At 63.1% G+C, this 17411-nt stretch carries 19 protein-coding genes, 1 tRNA gene and 1 pseudogene; 9 read left to right on the top strand and 12 right to left on the bottom strand.

Features of this window, described 5'->3' with window-relative positions; translation table 11 throughout:
• Positions 1-236: 236 nt before the first annotated feature.
• From FIU89_RS22535 to FIU89_RS03435, 9 genes and pseudogenes are all read right to left on the bottom strand, one after another.
• Entirely contained in the window at positions 237-524 is a 288-nt protein-coding gene (locus FIU89_RS22535) for a hypothetical protein (protein ID WP_254701900.1), read from the bottom strand.
• A 3-nt stretch (positions 525-527) separates the two neighbouring features.
• Positions 528-989: a hypothetical protein gene (locus FIU89_RS22530; protein WP_254701899.1), complete on the bottom strand. Its 462-nt coding sequence runs from the start codon at positions 987-989 to the stop codon at positions 528-530.
• A gap of 37 nt (positions 990-1026) precedes the next feature.
• A pseudogene (locus tag FIU89_RS22525) lies at positions 1027-1560 on the bottom strand (relaxase/mobilization nuclease domain-containing protein); the annotation flags it as partial.
• A gap of 173 nt (positions 1561-1733) precedes the next feature.
• A complete protein-coding gene (gene mobC / locus FIU89_RS03460) occupies positions 1734-2210 on the bottom strand; it encodes a plasmid mobilization relaxosome protein MobC (protein ID WP_237267463.1) in 477 nt (158 codons plus the stop codon).
• A gap of 14 nt (positions 2211-2224) precedes the next feature.
• Entirely contained in the window at positions 2225-3079 is an 855-nt protein-coding gene (locus FIU89_RS03455) for a hypothetical protein (RefSeq protein ID WP_071972617.1), read from the bottom strand.
• A 162-nt stretch (positions 3080-3241) separates the two neighbouring features.
• The gene (locus FIU89_RS03450) at positions 3242-3445 is read right to left on the bottom strand and encodes a hypothetical protein (RefSeq protein ID WP_071972618.1); all 204 of its coding nucleotides are present in this window, start codon (positions 3443-3445) and stop codon (positions 3242-3244) included.
• A gap of 96 nt (positions 3446-3541) precedes the next feature.
• Positions 3542-4207 (bottom strand): hypothetical protein, encoded by a 666-nt coding sequence (locus FIU89_RS03445; RefSeq protein ID WP_152455666.1) that lies wholly within the window; start codon positions 4205-4207, stop codon positions 3542-3544.
• 3 nt (positions 4208-4210) lie between these two features.
• The gene (locus tag FIU89_RS03440; protein WP_254701780.1) at positions 4211-5482 is read right to left on the bottom strand and encodes a site-specific integrase; all 1272 of its coding nucleotides are present in this window, start codon (positions 5480-5482) and stop codon (positions 4211-4213) included.
• Positions 5483-5540: 58 nt separating this feature from the next.
• A tRNA-Ser gene (locus tag FIU89_RS03435) sits at positions 5541-5630 on the bottom strand.
• A 339-nt stretch (positions 5631-5969) separates the two neighbouring features.
• On the opposite strand from FIU89_RS03435, the gene FIU89_RS03430 reads away from it, so the two are divergent.
• On the top strand, positions 5970-6998 hold the full coding sequence (locus FIU89_RS03430; protein WP_152491316.1) for an AraC family transcriptional regulator: 1029 nt from the start codon (positions 5970-5972) through the stop codon (positions 6996-6998).
• A 177-nt stretch (positions 6999-7175) separates the two neighbouring features.
• A complete protein-coding gene (locus tag FIU89_RS03425) occupies positions 7176-8381 on the top strand; it encodes an acyl-CoA dehydrogenase family protein (RefSeq protein ID WP_152491315.1) in 1206 nt (401 codons plus the stop codon).
• 52 nt (positions 8382-8433) lie between these two features.
• Here FIU89_RS03425 and ychF read toward each other — a convergent pair whose 3' ends face one another.
• The gene (gene ychF, locus FIU89_RS03420) at positions 8434-9531 is read right to left on the bottom strand and encodes a redox-regulated ATPase YchF (protein ID WP_152491314.1); all 1098 of its coding nucleotides are present in this window, start codon (positions 9529-9531) and stop codon (positions 8434-8436) included.
• 176 nt (positions 9532-9707) lie between these two features.
• Here ychF and trpA point away from each other — a divergent pair, with 176 nt between their 5' ends.
• Positions 9708-10499 (top strand): tryptophan synthase subunit alpha, encoded by a 792-nt coding sequence (trpA, locus tag FIU89_RS03415; RefSeq protein WP_152491313.1) that lies wholly within the window; start codon positions 9708-9710, stop codon positions 10497-10499.
• On the opposite strand, the gene FIU89_RS03410 is transcribed toward trpA, so the two are convergent.
• The gene (locus FIU89_RS03410) at positions 10496-11353 is read right to left on the bottom strand and encodes a carbon-nitrogen hydrolase (RefSeq protein WP_152491312.1); all 858 of its coding nucleotides are present in this window, start codon (positions 11351-11353) and stop codon (positions 10496-10498) included. The two genes, trpA and FIU89_RS03410, sit on opposite strands and share 4 nt — an antisense overlap.
• Positions 11354-11535: 182 nt before the next feature.
• Here FIU89_RS03410 and FIU89_RS03405 point away from each other — a divergent pair, with 182 nt between their 5' ends.
• From FIU89_RS03405 to FIU89_RS03395, 3 genes are all read left to right on the top strand, one after another.
• Positions 11536-12699, top strand: coding sequence for an alpha-hydroxy acid oxidase (locus tag FIU89_RS03405; protein ID WP_152491311.1), 1164 nt, complete (start codon positions 11536-11538; stop codon positions 12697-12699).
• Between the two features lie 59 nt (positions 12700-12758).
• On the top strand, positions 12759-13271 hold the full coding sequence (locus FIU89_RS03400; RefSeq protein ID WP_152491310.1) for a DUF421 domain-containing protein: 513 nt from the start codon (positions 12759-12761) through the stop codon (positions 13269-13271).
• Positions 13272-13397: 126 nt separating this feature from the next.
• Positions 13398-14081 (top strand): 50S ribosomal protein L25/general stress protein Ctc, encoded by a 684-nt coding sequence (locus tag FIU89_RS03395; RefSeq protein ID WP_152491309.1) that lies wholly within the window; start codon positions 13398-13400, stop codon positions 14079-14081.
• Between the two features lie 55 nt (positions 14082-14136).
• Here FIU89_RS03395 and FIU89_RS03390 read toward each other — a convergent pair whose 3' ends face one another.
• On the bottom strand, positions 14137-14814 hold the full coding sequence (locus tag FIU89_RS03390; RefSeq protein ID WP_152491308.1) for an FkbM family methyltransferase: 678 nt from the start codon (positions 14812-14814) through the stop codon (positions 14137-14139).
• Positions 14815-14901: 87 nt separating this feature from the next.
• On the opposite strand from FIU89_RS03390, the gene pth reads away from it, so the two are divergent.
• The 3 genes from pth to FIU89_RS03375 all read left to right on the top strand — a co-directional run bounded on the left by pth (position 14902) and on the right by FIU89_RS03375 (position 17298).
• Complete coding sequence (gene pth / locus FIU89_RS03385) at positions 14902-15612, top strand: aminoacyl-tRNA hydrolase (RefSeq protein WP_152491307.1); 711 nt, start codon at positions 14902-14904, stop codon at positions 15610-15612.
• A 64-nt stretch (positions 15613-15676) separates the two neighbouring features.
• Complete coding sequence (locus FIU89_RS03380; RefSeq protein ID WP_152491306.1) at positions 15677-16840, top strand: serine hydrolase; 1164 nt, start codon at positions 15677-15679, stop codon at positions 16838-16840.
• Positions 16841-16911: 71 nt separating this feature from the next.
• Entirely contained in the window at positions 16912-17298 is a 387-nt protein-coding gene (locus tag FIU89_RS03375; RefSeq protein ID WP_152491305.1) for a DUF2237 family protein, read from the top strand.
• The last annotated feature ends 113 nt before the right edge of the window (positions 17299-17411 follow it).

The raw sequence follows: 17411 nt of genomic DNA, 5'->3' as shown, positions 1-17411 counted from the left end.
TGTCGCTTGTCCGGTGTCGCCTGTTGCGTGTTGACTGTCCGGTGTTGAGTGGCCACGGTCGCGTGTCGCGTGTCGCGTGTCGCGTGTCGCGTGTCGCGTGTCGCGTGTTCAGTGTCCGGTGTTGCCTGTCCCCTGTTCAGTGTCGCGTGTTGCTTGTTCAGTGTTGCGTGTCCGGCGGAGAGCCGGATTTGCCCATCAATGGCGTAGCCCATGCACGTCCTCCCCCATCTCGTCGTTCACCGCGTCCCGAGGCGCTTCTGCGCCTCCAGCGCGAGCGACAGGCTGTCCTTCAGCTTCGACGGGGCCTGCGTGGTGTCGGGGCCATCCTGCATCCAGCCGTTCAAGGCTTCGACCAATGAGAGCTGCGACCTGAGCAACGCGATCATGGAGCCGCGCAACCCATCCAGTTCCGTCCGCCTGTCCTGTCCGGAGGCGGCCAATTCCCGCGCGGATGCCTTCGAGGCTTCCGTCAACTGCTCGACGTAGCCCAGCAATTCGCGTTCGAGCGGCGTCAGACCATCCATCGCTCACTCCTTCGGGATCATGAGGCAGTCCACGGGTTCCCCCGCCAGCGAACAGCGGGCCAGCACCGCCCGGCCGCTGCGCGGGATCAGATAGGTCGCCTCCGGCCGCTCGATCACCCGGAGCCCCATCGTGTTCAGGTTGGGCATCAGCCAGGTCATCACCGTCCAGGTCGAGACCCCGGCGCTGATCATCAGGCAGCAGGCCACCAGCATCGGCCACATCAGGGCCTTCCATTCCGGCCGCGCTGCGTTCGCGCTCTGCCTCATGAGGTGCTTCCTCACGCGCAGCAGGTAGCCTTCCGTATCGGTCTTGATTGTAGCCAGCGCGTTTTCGGCAATGGTCTTCAAATCGGTCCTGAAGCTCTGCAACTGTGCGTCGATCGAGGCGGCGTTCTCTGCCCTGATCCGCTCCATGTCTGCGTTCAGCTTTTCGCTCAGCCGTTGCTTCGGCTCTCCAGTCTTCATGGAAAATCTCTCCTCTCAGGCGAAACCGTTCTTCGGTCTCGGGGTCTTTGACGGTCAGGTAATTCTTGCCCGCGCGGGGCACTTCGAAACCCGCATCGGTCAGCGCAGCGATCATTCCGGCACGGTCCTCGATCAGCCCCATGGAAATCTGGTCGCCGATCCAGGCATGGAGCCCGTCGCGCCCGGCGGCGCGGTCGGGCGCTTCGGACACCGGCTTGACCTCGGCCGCGCGTTCCACATCCATGGGATCGGCCCAGTCGTGGGTCTTGTTCATCAGGTCGCGCAGGCTGTCGAAGGCGCGTTCGTAGCCGGGGGGCGCGATGTTGAGGCTGCGTCCGCTGTGCAGCTCCATGCGCGGCGTGCAGAAATGCAGCTCGACGCGATCCTCGTGGGTGTGGCGCACCCAGAGGCAGGCGTAGCGGTCGGCGTCGAGGCCGGCGAAGGCGATCTCCTCGAAACGGTCGATCACCTCCTGCTGCTGGTCTTCGGTCGGGGCGTCCTCGCGGGCGAAGCTGACGACACCGGCGCGATAGGTCCATTTGTGCGGGCAAGCGTCGATCAGGTCGATCATGCCCTGAGGATCGCCGCGCAGGACCTCCGGCAGCGGTTCGCGGATCACGGTCATGGGCTGGCCGGATGCATCGCGGATCAAGTCGCGGTTGTCGTCATAGGCCAGCACGGTGCGGGCGGTCAGGTATTCGACAGGCCCCGCGCCGCCGCCCTTGCCGTTGGGGAAAAACTTGATCAGCATCCGGGCGGCCTCCGGTGCTGGGCGATGATCTCCGCCAACCGCCGCTCGATGCCGACCAGCGCCGCCGCCACGCGCAGGGCCTCGATCTCGCTGGCCCGGCCCGCGCGGGTCGCCGTGTTGAGCCACCGCGCGATCTGGTTGAGGTTCCCGCCATAGCGGGACACAGCCAGCACGAGTGCGGGATCGACACGGGGCGCAGGCTTGCGCCGCTTCGGAGCCGCACCCGTGGCGAGCTGCCGAAGCATGGCGGACATGGACAGTCCGCGATCCGCAGCCGCCTGCCGGATCAGCGCCTTTTCCTCGGAGGAGCAGTAGAAGAACACGGCTTCCTGCTTCTCCGAGGGGATCGCGCCCCGCGCGGTCCGGTTGGGGTTCGAAGGGGAGGCTTGCCGCCCCTCGCAAGGCCCCGGTTTGACGGTCGAAGACCTAGAACCGGGTCGCCTTGCTCTTTGCACTTCACCAGAACTCATGACCCCACCCGACATCAAGCCGAGGCGCGAAGTGCGCGAACTAACGGACTATTCAGGGTCGCGGCTAAAGGGCGAGCACTCTTCCCGGCCTGATTGCCGTCAATCTCGCCAGTGGCTGTGAAGTCATCCGGAAAGGCCATTTTTTCTTTTTTTGTATTTTTTGAATCTTCTCTTTTCTCTTGTGGCGGCAGGGTGTCCCCACCCTGATCGCACCCTGCCGCCACCCTGATGGCCTCCTGCATCTGAACTCTGTCAGCTGCTCGCTGCATCTTGGCTTCCGCTTCTACGAGACCAAGCATCACATCTTCGAACTCGCGAGCAACCGACGCGCCGTATTCCCGAAACTCTTCCTCTAGAAACGGTCGCAGGTTCCGAAACACGACCCCCGCGGTCGCCAGGAATACGCGAATTTCATCGACGATCTTCGGCCCGTGCTCGCTGCCCGCTTTGAAACGCTGCGCCCGAGCGAGGCACCCCAGGACGAACTCAGCGATAGAGCGGCGACAAATGTCAGTGGTCGGCAGTTCGCCGGACAGATAACCCTGCGCCAGGTTCTGGACGCGCGAGAGATTGTCAGGACAATTTATGGACCGAAACCAACCAGAGATTCTGAGCAGTTCGACCTCTGAATCATATTCAAGCAACTGCGCATCGTTCAGTCGCTGAACCGAGACTTGCAGCTGCTCCTCTGTAATCCCTGCCTCGGATGCAAAGAGAGAACGTGGATATCTGAACAAGCCGGAATAATCGGCCTGAGAACTCAGATGTGCGGTGAAGTAGACGTTTCTGTCTGTGCAACTTCGAAGGCCGCGAAAAGCAGCTGAGTTAAGCAGCGAGACATTGAGCATGGCAAATTTCTTGCGCGCCATAGGGCAAACCTTTCCCGTCAACCCAATTGCGGTTGGGCTGGCGATTGCCGGTGTTCGGCATCTGTCATGGGGTTGAAATCTGGGGCGCGTTTGTCCTAGGATTCCGGTGATTACGCGAATACGACAAGGCCCCGCCCCGTGCGGGGCTTTGTACTTTGGAGCCTATGCCGCATCACCAGGAGAGACGCGGTTCTCTTCGATGTAAGCGTTCAGATCGCGCCCGAGGTATTTCACCCGCCGACCGAACTTGACCCATGCCGGGCCCACCCGCCGGTGACGCCACTGCGCCCGTTTCGCGCGAGGGGCGATAAGATCAAGCTCTTTGTCACCATCATCGTAGACACGTTCGTTCTCAAAAATCTCCATTGTTCCGACATCGCCTTTCTTCGGTTGCGTTCGACTACATCCATATTGACCAGCCTGCCGCAAACGTCCTAGCGCAATCGAAAAAGCAACATCTTTCTACTTGAAAACAATGACTTGCATTCTTTTCTGTTTGATTGGTTTGGTATGCGTTGCCATGTTCAGGAGATCTCGGAACAGATACGGGAACTGAACAATGTGCGAATGGTCGAAACCAGGAACACGCGCCGCGAGTCGTTGCGCTTGAGCGTAGTCCAAATACACATATGCCAGCACCGGCTCGTAGAGCGCCCATAGCTTCTGTAGTGATCGAGGACTTCGTCCTAGGTAGTTCCGTGCGACTTCGATCCCTTCCGTATCGAGCACGCTCTTATATTCTTGCTGGGCAAACCCCTGTGCGTCAGCATATGCCGTTCCCTTGGATGACCCATGAATGACGATCCGGCGCAGCACATCTCCTAGGCGCATGACGTCCTGGCACATTTCATCCTGACCCAAGGCGCATTGTTTCACTGCATATCGAACAGCGCCTTCAAGCAACAATGGATCAGAGCCAGGGGTTGGCCACAGTGCGTCCCGCCTACCGGTCTTCAGGTACTGATCCCGAGCTCGAATCTCCAGCAGCCCGGTATGCAGCTTCAAAAAGTTGGCCTTCGTCTTAGTTGCTATTAGCAGCGCTCGTATGGCGAGCCACGCGGCGTCAAACTCCGAAATGAAAGACAGGTGGGAAATTCTTGCCGCGACATGTTCGATTTCAGTTGCCACAGATCAGCCCCCACGTTGCGAACAAGCGAAATGGTTCCAATCGCGCATCAGTTCGCGCCTTCTGGAAAGAAGATCAGATCGCGCATAGGCTCGCTCCACCTCCGACCCGACCTTGTGCCCCAAGCTCATTTCCGCCACCTCGCGTGGGTGATGACCCTCCTCGGCAGCCCAATCCCGAAATGCTGATCTGAAACCGTGCACGGTCACGCCGTCGATATTCATACGCCGGAGCAACATCAGCATCGACATGTTCGACAGCGGCTTGTGCCGGCGCTGGCCTTCAAAAACGCATTCAGAGCGCAGTGCCTTCAATGGCTCGATAATTGCCAACATCTGATCTGTAAGCGGGACGCGGTGTTCAGCACCCGTCTTGGTGCGTTCTTCTGGGATCGTCCAAATCAAGTCGTCAAAGTCAAACTCCTCCCAGACAGCTTGCAGAACCTCGCTGGTTCGGCACCCGGTCAGGCAGGTGAACATCAACGCTTTGGCCGCCATGCCGCTTTGTTGCGAGAGCTGCGCGTAGAATGCGGGCACATCCTGCCAGCGCATTGCGTTATGGTGCTTCACCTTCGCCTTCACGCGCGGCAGCACACGGGCGTCCATCACGACCGCCACGGGGTTTTCACCCTCGCGGTAGCCACGAGACCGGGCCACATCGAGGACCGCCTTCATCCGCTGCGCCACCCTGCGCGCGGTTTCGTGTTTCTCGGTCCAGATCGGCGACAACACCTGCAAGATTTCCGGCTGGTCGATATCCGAGACCGGCATCCGGCCGATCTTGGGAAAGGCATAGTCCGCAAGCGTGTTGATCCACTGTTGGCCGTGCTTCGGATTCTTCCAGGTCGGCAAGCGCTCGATGTGGACCTGCCGGGCGACCTCTTCGAAACAGGGCACGTCCTGATCCTTGTGGTATTTCGGGTTGAGGCCTTGCTTGGCGAGGCGGCGGTACTCCAGGGCGCGTTCACGAGCCACGTTGAGTGTCACGACGTCAGCACCGCCGAGGCCGAAATCGGTGCGAAGCGGCTTTCCCTGCCGATTCCGCTGTCCCTTCACCGTGACGCGGACGATCCAGCGCCGCGCGCCGGATGGATCGACCACCAGATACAGCCCGTGGCCGTCTCCATGTCGCCCAGGGCCGAGCGTTCGGACCAGATTCTTCGTCAGCTTTCCCGAGGTATAGGCCATATAAAATACCACAGTTCGTACCACCAAATGAACAGAACAGAGCGCAATCGAAACGAAGCCAATGAAATCAACGAACGCAGATGAGCGCATAAGTTCAGTAACTTATACGCTATCAAGCGGTCCCATGGGGTTCAATGAAAATGGTGGGTGGCGGAGACGAAGGGATTCGAACCCTCGAAACGGTCTCCCGTTTACTCCCTTAGCAGGGGAGCGCCTTCGACCACTCGGCCACGTCTCCGCCGACGCGTATAGCCAAGGAAACATAGGGAATACAAGGCCATTCTGCCCGTCTTCCGAAAAACCTTGCCACAGGCGAAAACTGGCCCGGGAGCCACGGGGAAACACTGAAAAACACCGGATCCGGGCAGAGCCGGGTCGATTTCCCTTGCAGCGAAAGCGCCCCCGACGCCCGGTGCGGCGTGGCGCATGCCAGCAAGGGGTTCCAACGCGAGTTGGCCCCCAACGCCTGCACCTGCGGGCTTCAGGCCAGGTGCATGACCGTCGGCACTCTTCCCGTGCCGGCACAGGCCTTCAGGTCTTCTGCGCCGCAGGATTTAAGGATAACGAAGGGCGTGTAATGTCCAGTGCTGCCTCGCCCCTCTTCTTCACGGTGTCCAATCAGTTCATCTCTGACTGGCTGGGCGCATTGCGGCCTCTGTGCTCCGAGGATCACTTCGCGTCCCTTCTTGAGCGGTCCGACCTGCCGGCACGACACCACGAGCGAAAGGGCCGGGTCACGCTGGACCAGATCGTCCGCCTGTATCAACTGGCCGCGGTGGAAACCGGGGACGAGATGATGGGGCTGTGGTCGCGCCCCATCCGGCCGCGGGCCTTGCAACACCTGCTGACATCCGTGCGCGAGGCGACGTCCCTGGCCTCTGCGCTCTATCGGTTCTCGACCTTCTGGAACCTGCTGCTGGACGACTACCGGCTCGACCTCGTGGAAACGGATGCCACGCTCACGCTGCGGCTTGTGGCGCAAGGCGACACGCCACCACAGCGGTTCGGCCACATGCTGATCCTCAAACTGGCCCACGGCCTGATATCCTGGCTTGCCCGATACGAAGTCCCGGTCAAAGCGGTGGAGTTCGCGTTTCAGCGCCCCCCGTTCGAAGAGGACTATGCCGTCATATTCCCCGCGCAGGCAGGCTTCGGCAGGCCGGCGACATCCCTGGTCTTCGATCAAGAGGCGCTGGGGCCGGTCCGGATACGCACCGCCACCGATCTCGAGGTCTTCCTGCGCAACGCGCCCCGCGACTGGATCTTCACGCGCTCCAGCGAACATACCCAGTCGCTGCGCGTGCGCGCCTATCTCGGCAATACAGGGTGGGAGACCGCGAGCCTCTCTGGCGCCGCGCGCGCCCTGCACGTGACGCCGCGCACCCTGATCCGCAGGCTTCGGGCGGACGGCACGTCGTTTCAGTCGATCAAGGACGCGCTGCGCCGTGATATTGCGATCCGGCACCTTCAGGCCGGCAATCGCAGTGTCGAGGCCATTGCTCAGGACGTCGGGTATTCATCGGCGGCGAGTTTCCACAAGGCCTTTCGACGGTGGACTGGCAAATCCCCCAGCGCGTATCGACGCGCACAAATGTTCAATCCATAGTTTTGTCACTTTCGGACAACAGGCTGTCACCTCACGATATGGCGTGTCGCCGCTGAGATCGCTACTTTGCATTTGGAAATAGAATTTAAACCTGCAAAGCACGTCCGGGTCGCCTGACACTCGCCTTCTTACGGTTGGCGAAATCCGACAGTGCGCCGCCTTGAAGGGACCGCTCTGATGTCCGAGAAACTGGATGCCATCCTTGCCGCCGCCCACGATCACGCCACCGGGGTCATCGCGCCCAATGTCGACGGTTGGAACACCGCCCGGAAATGGCCGCGCGACGCCTCCGACAAGGCGGGGGCCGCCGGCCTGACGGGCCTCTACGCCCCCGAGGAATGGGGCGGCCAGGGCTTGCCCCTGTCCGAGGGCATCCAGGTCTACGAACAGCTTGGCCTGGGCGACGGGGCCTATGCTTTTGCGCTCTCCATGCACAACATCTGCACCTATGCGGGATGCGGCTACGGCACGCAGGCGTTCAAAGACCAGTGGGCGCGCGACCTGACATCGGGGCGCAAGCTGGCGAACTTCGCTTTGACCGAGCCGCAGTCGGGGTCGGACCCGATGCAGATGTACACCCGCGCCACGATCAACGATGACGGCACGTGGACGATCAGTGGATCGAAGGCATGGGTCAGCTTGGCGGGTGAGGCCGACATCTACTTCACCGTTGTCAAAACCAGCGATGCACCCGGCCACAAGGACATGGCGATGATCGCCATTCCCGCCGACGCACCGGGGATCAGCTTTGGCTCGATCTACGACACGCCATCCTACAACTTCCTGCCCATGTCCGAGATGTATCTCGACAAGGTCGTGGTCAGCGAGGACAACATCATCCTGCCCATCGGTCAGGGCTTTCAGGGGTCCCTGATGGCCATCGACATCGCCAGGGTCTCGATTGCATCCGGCTGCTGTGGCTTGATGCAGGCGGCGCTCGATACCGCCCTGTCCTATTCGAAGAACCGCAGGATGTTTGGCGGAAAGAACCTTGATCTGGACGGCATCCAGTGGATGCTGGGCGAGGTCGCAACCGATCTCGAGGTGTCCAGGCTGCTCTATCGCAAGGCTGCAGCGGCGCTTGGCACATCGGAAGGCCCGTTGATGGCCGCTCATGCGAAACGCTTTGTGCCCGATGCCGCGTTGAAAGCAGCGAACACCTGCACCCAGGTTCTCGGGGGGGCGGGGTTGCTGCAACCTTACGGCCTGGACCGTCTGTCGCGTCTTGCACAGATGTTGCGGATCGTCGACGGCACCACGGAAATCAGCCGTGTTGTCATCGGGCGGGCATTGCAAAAGCGCGCGGCCGGATTGCCCGACATGACCGTGCCCACGGGGTTCGGCGAAACGGCGGACAGTGACGCGACGCGCAAAGCCGGCTAGTCCGGCTACGCCCTCAGGATCCTTGACGGGGGGGGGGGGCGAACGCGGCCTCTTACGTGTTGAACAGAAAGTGCAGCACGTCGCCGTCCTTGACGATATACCCCTTGCCCTCGGCGCGCATCTTGCCGGCTTCCTTCGCCGCCTGCTCGCCGCCCAGCCCGACGAAATCCTCGTAGGCGATCGTTTCGGCCCGGATGAAGCCTTTCTCGAAATCGCCATGGATGACCCCCGCCGCCTGCGGCGCCGCGGTGCCGGTGCGGATCGTCCACGCCCGCGCTTCCTTGGGGCCGACGGTGAAATAGGTTTCGAGGTGCAACAGGTCATAGCCTGCCCGGATCAGCCGGTCGAGGCCCGCCTCTTCCAGCCCCATTTCCTCAAGGAACATCTCGGCTTCCTCGGCATCCAGCTGGCTGATCTCCTCTTCGATCTGGGCCGAGATGATCACATGCGCCGCGCCCTGTTCCTCGGCCATCTTCGCCACGGCGGCGGAATGATCGTTGCCATTCGCCGCGTTCGCCTCGTCCACGTTGCACACGTACAGGATCGGCTTCGAGGTCAGCAGTTGCAGGTTCTTCCACGCCTTCATATCCTCGGCATCCACCTCGACCAGCCGCGCGGGCTTGCCCTCGTCCAGCATGGCCTGCGCCGCGGCCAGCAGACGGTCGGCCTGCACCGCTTCCTTGTCATTGCCCTTCAGCTTGCGCACCAGCCCCGCGCGCCGCTTCTCGATGCTTTCCAGGTCGGCCAGCATCAGCTCTGTCTCGATCACCTCGGCGTCCTCCACCGGGTTCACGCGGCCCTCGACATGGGTCACGTCGCCATCCTCGAAACAGCGCAGCACATGGGCAATCGCATCCGTCTCGCGGATGTTGGCCAGAAACTGGTTGCCCAAGCCCTCGCCCTTGCTGGCCCCCTTCACCAGGCCCGCGATATCCACGAACGTCATGCGCGTCGGAATGATTTGCTTGGACTGCGCAATCGCCGCCAGCTTGTCCAGCCGCGCGTCGGGCACCGCCACCTCGCCCACATTGGGCTCGATCGTGCAGAACGGAAAATTCGCCGCCTGCGCCGCCGCCGTACGGGTCAGCGCGTTGAACAGCGTCGACTTGCCCACGTTGGGCAGCCCCACGATTCCCATCTTGAAGCCCATGATGCACCTCTTTGCTCTCGTTCCGGCGCCTTCTATGCCCAAGCCGCGCCCAGCGCAACGCCCCCGCTTTTTCTTGCCTCAAATACTCATTTCCGGCGTCTGCCGCACGCACATCCCATTGCATTTCCGCGCCGCATTCGCCAAACCATGCCGGAACATCACGACGGGACCGCAACATGACACGCATCGACGCCAAATTCGAAGACCTGCGCAACGCGAACAAGAAGGCCTTCGTGGCCTACGTCATGGCCGGCGACCCCGATTTCGACACCTCGCTCGAGGTGGTCAAGGGCCTGCCCGCCGCCGGTGTCGACATCATCGAACTGGGCCTGCCCTTCACCGACCCCATGGCCGACGGCCCCACGATCCAGCTCGCCGGCCAGCGCGCGCTCGAAGGCGGGATGACCCTGCAACGCACGCTCGACATGGCCGCCGAATTCCGCAAGGGCGACGACACCACGCCCATCGTGCTCATGGGCTACTACAACCCGATCTACAATCGCGGGGTCGAGACCTTTCTGAAAGACGCCAAAGAGGCCGGCATCGACGGGCTGATCGTGGTGGACCTGCCGCCCGAGGAAGACGACGAACTGTGCATTCCCGCGCAGAAGGCCGGGCTGAACTTCATCCGCCTCGCCACCCCCACCACCGATGACAAGCGCCTGCCCAAGGTGCTGACCAACACCTCGGGCTTCGTCTACTACGTCTCGATCACCGGCATCACCGGCGCGGCGGCGGCCGAGGCGGCCGATGTCGGCCCCGAGGTGAAACGCATCAAGTCGCAGACCGACCTGCCCATCGTCGTGGGCTTCGGCATCCGCACGCCCGAAAGCAGCCGCGAGATCGCATCCGTGGCCGATGGCTGCGTCGTCGGTTCCGCCATCGTCGGCAAGCTGGCCGACGGCGACAGTCCCGCGCAAGTGCTCGACTTCGTCAAGGGCCTCGCCGACGGCGCGCACTCGGCCTAAAGCGCCGGCCGCGCCCCGTCCATCGTCAGAAGTGGACCATAGGCATCGGGCCTCCGGTCGCGGAACACGCCCCACCCGGCGCGCATTTGCGCGATTTCCTCCAGGTCGAAGTTTTCCACGATAACCATTTCCGAGCGGTCGTCGGCCTTCTTCCGGACCTCGCCTTTCGGCCCGGCAATGAACGACCGGCCCCAGAATTCGGTCTCACCCAGGTCGCCCGCCTCGCGTCCGACCCGGTTCGCCGCCACCAGCGGCGTCAGGTTGGCGCCCGCATGGCCGCGCATCACGGTTTCCCAGTGGTCATGGCAATCCGACCCGATCGCGGTGGGATAGAGCAGGATATCAGCGCCCTTCAACGCCATGATCCGGGCCGATTCCGGGAACCACTGGTCCCAGCAGATCGCCGCGCCCACCTTGCCATGGGCGGTCTGGAACACCTGGAACCCGGTATCGCCATAGCTCGTGTATATCTTCTCGAAGCACCCCGGCGGCCCGCCGGGGATGTGCGTCTTGCGGTAGACCCCCAGAACCGCGCCGTCGGCGTCGATCATCGCGTTGGTGTTGAAATAGGCGTTGTTCGCCTTCTCGAAGAAGTTGACGGGGATCACCACGCCCAGATCACGCGCCAGTGTCTGCATGTGGCGCACGATGGGGCCGTCCAATCCCTGCGCCAGCCTGAAATGCTCGGGCTTCCAGTCCATGAAGCCGAAGAAGTGCAGCCCCACGCTTTCCTGCGGCAGGATCACCTGCGCCCCCTGCGCGGCGGCTTCGCGGATCAGACGCTCGGCCTTGTTAAGGTTGTCTTCCATATCCCAGCTACAGCGCATCTGGGTCGCAGCGACGGTCAGGGTCATCGGGCCTCCGGGGTCAACAGGGTTCGTTCCATGCTGAAAGCGTTCTCGCCGCGACAAATGCCGATCCCCGACATCCCCTGTCGTTTTCCGGCCATCCGCTATGCCGTCACCCGGTCGCATGGACTCGGGCGCCGATCCCGGCTACTGGTCAACAAACCTGACCAAAGCCCGAGACGTCCGCCATGCCCGTCATCACCAACATCGACGACCTGAAAAAGATCTACCGCCGCCGCGTGCCCAAGATGTTCTACGACTACGCGGAATCGGGCAGCTGGACGGAACAGACCTTCCGCGAGAACACCAGCGATTTCAGCGACATATATCTGCGCCAGCGCATCGCCGTGGACATGTCGAACCGCTCCACCGCCAGCCGGATGATCGGCCAGGATGTCTCGATGCCCGTGGCCCTCGCCCCCGTGGGCCTGACCGGAATGCAGCACGCCGACGGCGAGATCAAGGCCGCCCGCGCCGCCGAGGCATTCGGCGTGCCCTACACGCTCTCGACCATGTCGATCTGCTCGATCGAGGACGTGGCGGCCCACACGGAAAAGCCGTTCTGGTTTCAGGTTTACACCTTGAAAGATAACGATTTTATGCAGCGGCTGTTTGACCGCGCCAAGGCCGCCAACTGCTCGGCGGCGGTCATCACCGTCGACCTGCAAGTGCTGGGCCAGCGCCACAAGGACCTCAAGAACGGTCTCAGCGCGCCGCCTAAACTGACCGTTAAGTCCATTGCCGACATGATGACCAAGGTGCAGTGGGGCCTCGGGATGCTGGGCACCAAGCGGCGGTTCTTCGGCAACATCGTCGGCCACGCCAAGGGCGTTTCGGACCCCTCGTCGCTCAGCTCCTGGACCGCCGAGGCGTTCGACGAGGCGCTCAACTGGGACCGTATCCGCGAGTTTCGCAAGATGTGGGACGGCCCGCTCATCATCAAGGGCATCATCGACCCCCGCGATGCCCGCGAGGCGCTGAACGTCGGCGCCGACGCCATCGTCGTGTCCAACCACGGCGGCCGACAACTCGACGGCGCGCTTTCCGCCATCCGCGCCCTGCCCCAAATCATGGACGCCGTGGGCGACAGGATCGAGGTCCATTTCGACAGCGGCATCCGCTCGGGCCAGGACGTGCTCAAGGCCGTCGCCCTCGGCGCCAAGGGCACTTACATAGGCCGCGCCTATGTCTATGGCCTCGGTGCCATGGGGCAAGAGGGTGTGACCAAGGCGCTCCAGTGCATCCACAAGGAGCTTGATGTTTCCATGGCGTTTTGCGGCCACACCGACATCACCAAGGTCGACCGAGATATCCTGATGGTTCCAAAGGATTTTTCCGGCGACTGGCAATAGGCGGGGAACATCGCCCCACCCCCTGCGTTCGCCTGTCATGCAAGCGCAGGAGCCGTGACATGCCCGATACCGTCTTTCAGACCGTCGTGGCGGTCGCCGTCATCATCCTGCTCGCCCGCGTCAACGGCCTGCGCTCCTTCTCCAAGATGTCCAGCTTCGACTTCGCCCTGACGCTGGCCAGCGGCTCGGTCGTCGCCACGCTGATGACCACCTCCAGCCGCTTCCTGCCCGGCATCCTCGCGCTCGCCGCACTCTTCGCCCTGCGCTTCGCCATCTCGGCGCTGCGCGTGCATTTTCGCGCCGTCGAACATCTGGTGGATACGCGCCCCATCATCCTGATGCACGAGGGCCGCATCCTCGACGACAACCTGCGCCTCGCCCGCGTCACCCGCGCGGATATCCGCGCCAAGCTGCGCGAGGCCAACGCGCTTCAGCCCGACCAGGTCCGCGCAGTGGTCATGGAAGCCACCGGCGATGTCAGCGTCCTGCATGGCGACCGGCTCGACCCGTCGCTGCTCGAAGGCGTCTCCTGGGGCCGCGTGACGCCACCCGCCGAGACCGCGCGCACCTGATCCCCGGAATCCCGCAAAACCTTGCATATTTGGGCTTTTCAAGCCGCCCTTAATCCTCTAAAGCGACGGCTTCACGCGGGGCTACAGCCTTGGAGGAGCCCCGCCTTTGCATATGGAGAATTACAAATGGCTGGAGAAATTCCTGATCTTCACGCCCAGGAACGCACGGGGACGGGCAAGGGCGCCGCTCGTGCTGCACGCCGCGATGGCATGGTTCCGGGGATCGTATTCGGGGGCGACGTCGAACCGCTGCCCGTCAACATTCCGTTCAACGTCCTGTTGAAGCGGCTGAAACAGGGCCGGTTCAAGTCCACCCTGTTCAACCTCAAGGTTGACGGCCACGACGATGTCCGCGTGATCTGCCGCGACGTCCAGCGCGACGTGGTAAAGGACCTGCCGACTCACTTCGACCTGATGCGCCTGCGCCGCACGACCAAGATCAACCTCTTCATCCCCGTCGAGTTCATCAACGAGGAAGAGTGCGAGGCGCTGAAAACCGGCGTTCTGACCGTGATCCGCAACGAGATCGAGCTGGTGGTGACCGCCGGCGACATCCCCGAAAGCATCACCGTCGACCTCAGCCTGATGGAAAACATCGGCGACACGATCACCATCAGCCAGGTTCAGCTGCCCGAGGGCGCGAAACCCACGATCGACCGTGACTTCGTGATCTGCAACATCGCGGCCCCGTCGGCGCTGAAATCCGATGCCGAGGACGAAGACGAAGACGTCGCAGCCGACGAGGTTCCGGCAACCGAGCAAGAGGCCGGCCCGGACAGCGTCGAAGAAGCGGAAGGCGGCGAAGACTAAGCTCTTCCCCCGGTTTGCGAAAACATCAACGCGAGGGTCCCGGCCCTCGCGTTTTTCATGTGTGCCGCAAACGCCGGAAACACAGGATGCGCCCCCGCGATGGCCCCGGATCGTAGGTCAGGCCGGAGGCCGACATGCAATCCACGATCTGCTTGATCACCCGGTCGGGATACTGGTTGGGGTGAAGTTCCATCATCACCGCCCGCACATGCGCAGGCCAGGGCGCGTCGAACAGATGCCGCTCGGCCCCTTCCACGTCCATGATCACCAAGTGCGGCCGGTGCTCCTGCAACAGGCCCGAAAGCGGCAGCATAGGCACCGTCACCAGCTTGTCGGCGTCCGCCTCGTCGTCCGCGATCCGCCCGGCCCAGAACACCTTCTTGGGATCGAACGCGATCTCCTCCGCATCGCCCTCCCCGGTCACCGCCCCGTGGATCAGCCGCGCCGCCTGATACCCATTGCGATCAAGGTTGGCGCGAATGACCGGCAGCATCGCCGGGTTGGCCTCCACCGTCACCACGTTCGCGGCGCCCGCGACGCCCGCGCAGATCGACGCGATGTACCCCACGCCCGCGCCCAGCTCCAGCACGCGCATCCCTTCGCGCAGCCGCATTTGTGCCGCGTGCGCCTCGTGCGCCTCGTAGGTGCCGGTCTCCAGCTTGCCCGCCACCCGTTCGTTCAGCATGTCGTCGGGCACCACCAGCGTGACCCCGTTGACCGCATATTCACCCATCCTGCCCCGCCTGTCCCTGCCGGTCGTGTGTTGATTCAGCGCAGCGCGCCGCGTAGACCATCCTCACCAAAGAACAGGTGATCGGCAATGCTGCTTTTCGTGGGCCTCGGCAATCCGGGCGGAAAATATGAGAAGAACCGCCACAACATCGGCTTCATGGCGCTGGACCGCATCGCCTCCGATCACGGCTTCGCGCCCTGGCGGTCCAAGTTCCAGGGCCAGCTGACCGAAGGCAAGCTCGGCTCCGAAAAGGTTCTGCTGCTCAAGCCCGAAACCTTCATGAACAAGTCCGGGCAATCGGTCGGCGAGGCCATGCGCTTTTACAAGCTGGAGCCGTCGGACGTCATCGTTTTCCACGACGAGCTCGACCTCGCCCCCGGCAAATGCCGCGTGAAACAGGGCGGCGGCCACGCCGGCCACAATGGGTTGCGCTCCATCCACGCCCATATCGGTGAGGATTATGGCCGCGTCCGCCTCGGCGTCGGCCATCCGGGCCGCAAGGACCTGGTGTCGCATTACGTGCTTCAGGATTTCGCCAAGGCCGATGGTGACTGGCTGGACGATCTGCTGCGCGGCCTGTCCGATGGCGCGCCCGAACTGGCCGCGGGCCATAGCGACAAGTTTCTCAACGCCGTCTCGCTGCGCACCGCGCCCGCCCGTTCCTCGAAAACCGCGCCGAAACCCGCGGCCGAACAGCAACCTGACGCGAAACCGGCCGCAAAGCCGGACGCGCCGCCCGCATCCCCGGACACCGAAGACCGCAGCCCGCTGCAAAAGCTCATGGACAAGTTCCGCTAACGCCGCGTTCCACTTGCCGCACCGCGCCCCCGGTGCTTTGCTGCCCCACGGGGAGGATCACATCATGTGCCGCATCCTGAAATGGACGCTTCGGATCGTTGCAGTTCTGGCCATCGTCGCCATCGGCATCGGTATCTGGAAGCGCGACGAGATCACCCGCCTCATGGCGGTCAACAGCCTCTTCGAGCCCGAACATATCGTCGGGAATTTCTCCAACATGGACGCGGCCTTCCTGCACACGCCCGTGCCGCGCGGCGACCGCCCCGTCATGCCGTTGCCAGGCGGCGCCCAGATGACCCTTCCCGACGGCACCGAGGACTGGATCGAGACGCGCGCCGTCACCTCGCTGCTGGTCCTGCACCATGGCGAGGTCGTCCACGAAAGCTATCACCTGGGCACGACACCCGACGACCGCCGCATAAGCTGGTCCGTGGCCAAGTCCTTTCTTTCCGCGCTGATGGGCATTGTCGTGGCCGAGGGCGATATCGCATCGCTCGACGATCCTGTGACGCAATACGCGCCGAGGCTGAGCGGCAGCGCCTATGACGGGGCCACCATCCGCAACGTCCTGCAAATGACCAGCGGTGTGCGGTTCGACGAGGATTACCTCGACTACGATTCCGACATCAATCGCATGGGCCGCGTGCTGGCCCTGGGCGGCACGATGGACGGCTTCGCCGCTGGCCTCACCGAGCGGGACGCGGAGCCCGGCAAGCGTTGGCACTACGTTTCCATCGACACCCATGTCCTGGGCATGATCATCCGCGGCGCGACGGGCCGCGACATCCCCGCGCTGCTGTCGGAAAAGATCATCGCGCCCCTGGGGCTCGAGACCGCGCCCTACTACATCACCGACGGCGAGGGCGTGGCCTTCGTCCTCGGCGGTCTCAACCTGACCACCCGCGACTACGCCCGTTTCGGCCTGATGATCGAACAGAACGGACAACTGGGCGGCCGTCAGGTCGTCCCCGCCGACTGGATCGCGGCCTCCACGACGCCCAGCGCCCCGACCGAGCCGGGCCAGATCGGCTATGGCTACCAGTGGTGGATCCCCCAAGGCGCAGAGCCCGGACAGTTCATGGCCCGCGGCATCTACGGCCAGTACATCTATATCGACCAGGGGCGCGATGTGGTCATCGTCACCACCGCCGCCGATCGCGCCTTCCGCGAGCCCGGCGTAAATGATGCCAATATCGCTATGTTCCGGCAGATCGCGGACGCGCTCTAGCACGGCGCTGCCCTTGCACCCACGTCGCCTGATGTGCACCATATGCCCACCCGGGACCCAAGGAGCATCGCATGGCAATCGAAATGGACACTTCCGTCAACGTGCTGGGCGGCAAGCTCGAAAGCTGCTCGACCACGCCCATGACCGGCTTTTTCCGTGACGGCCATTGCAACACCTGCGCCGCCGACCAGGGCAGCCACACGGTCTGCGCCCTGATGACCGCCGAATTTCTCGCCTATTCCAAATATGTCGGCAACGACCTGTCCACGCCGCGCCCGGAGTTCGGTTTCGACGGGCTGAAACCCGGCGACCACTGGTGCCTCTGCGCCGGGCGCTTCCTTCAGGCGCATGACGAGGGCTGCGCGCCCAAGGTGCGGCTGGAGGCCACCCACGCCCGCGCACTCGATATCGTGCCGATCGACGTGCTGAAACAACACGCCTCCGACGCGACATCCTGAGGCTCGTTCACCCTTCTCCAAATGCGCATTCAGGGCCCCGTATGCGGCCCCTTGTTTGGCCGGGGTCCGCCAAAGCCGGCCCGGCGTTGCAGGGAAAATCAGGAACTCACACC

Origin of the sequence: Roseovarius sp. THAF27 (assembly GCF_009363655.1) — a bacterium.
Classification (GTDB): Bacteria; Pseudomonadota; Alphaproteobacteria; order Rhodobacterales; family Rhodobacteraceae; genus Roseovarius.
This window is presented reverse-complemented; position numbering and strand designations above follow the sequence as displayed.

What these genes read in the sequence shown, in the direction of transcription:
- FIU89_RS03425 (WP_152491315.1), top strand. Translation starts at nt 7,176, where the DNA reads ATGTCCGAGAAACTGGATGCCATCCTTGCCGCCGCCCACGATCACGCC.
- FIU89_RS03390 (WP_152491308.1), bottom strand. Translation starts at nt 14,814, where the DNA reads ATGGGTGAATATGCGGTCAACGGGGTCACGCTGGTGGTGCCCGACGAC.
- FIU89_RS03455 (WP_071972617.1), bottom strand. Translation starts at nt 3,079, where the DNA reads ATGGCGCGCAAGAAATTTGCCATGCTCAATGTCTCGCTGCTTAACTCA.
- pth (WP_152491307.1), top strand. Translation starts at nt 14,902, where the DNA reads ATGCTGCTTTTCGTGGGCCTCGGCAATCCGGGCGGAAAATATGAGAAG.
- FIU89_RS03375 (WP_152491305.1), top strand. Translation starts at nt 16,912, where the DNA reads ATGGCAATCGAAATGGACACTTCCGTCAACGTGCTGGGCGGCAAGCTC.
- FIU89_RS03410 (WP_152491312.1), bottom strand. Translation starts at nt 11,353, where the DNA reads ATGACCCTGACCGTCGCTGCGACCCAGATGCGCTGTAGCTGGGATATG.
- FIU89_RS22535 (WP_254701900.1), bottom strand. Translation starts at nt 524, where the DNA reads ATGGATGGTCTGACGCCGCTCGAACGCGAATTGCTGGGCTACGTCGAG.
- trpA (WP_152491313.1), top strand. Translation starts at nt 9,708, where the DNA reads ATGACACGCATCGACGCCAAATTCGAAGACCTGCGCAACGCGAACAAG.
- FIU89_RS03405 (WP_152491311.1), top strand. Translation starts at nt 11,536, where the DNA reads ATGCCCGTCATCACCAACATCGACGACCTGAAAAAGATCTACCGCCGC.
- FIU89_RS03400 (WP_152491310.1), top strand. Translation starts at nt 12,759, where the DNA reads ATGCCCGATACCGTCTTTCAGACCGTCGTGGCGGTCGCCGTCATCATC.
- FIU89_RS03440 (WP_254701780.1), bottom strand. Translation starts at nt 5,482, where the DNA reads ATGCGCTCATCTGCGTTCGTTGATTTCATTGGCTTCGTTTCGATTGCG.
- FIU89_RS03395 (WP_152491309.1), top strand. Translation starts at nt 13,398, where the DNA reads ATGGCTGGAGAAATTCCTGATCTTCACGCCCAGGAACGCACGGGGACG.
- FIU89_RS03430 (WP_152491316.1), top strand. Translation starts at nt 5,970, where the DNA reads ATGTCCAGTGCTGCCTCGCCCCTCTTCTTCACGGTGTCCAATCAGTTC.
- FIU89_RS22530 (WP_254701899.1), bottom strand. Translation starts at nt 989, where the DNA reads ATGAAGACTGGAGAGCCGAAGCAACGGCTGAGCGAAAAGCTGAACGCA.
- FIU89_RS03380 (WP_152491306.1), top strand. Translation starts at nt 15,677, where the DNA reads ATGTGCCGCATCCTGAAATGGACGCTTCGGATCGTTGCAGTTCTGGCC.
- mobC (WP_237267463.1), bottom strand. Translation starts at nt 2,210, where the DNA reads ATGAGTTCTGGTGAAGTGCAAAGAGCAAGGCGACCCGGTTCTAGGTCT.
- FIU89_RS03450 (WP_071972618.1), bottom strand. Translation starts at nt 3,445, where the DNA reads ATGGAGATTTTTGAGAACGAACGTGTCTACGATGATGGTGACAAAGAG.
- ychF (WP_152491314.1), bottom strand. Translation starts at nt 9,531, where the DNA reads ATGGGCTTCAAGATGGGAATCGTGGGGCTGCCCAACGTGGGCAAGTCG.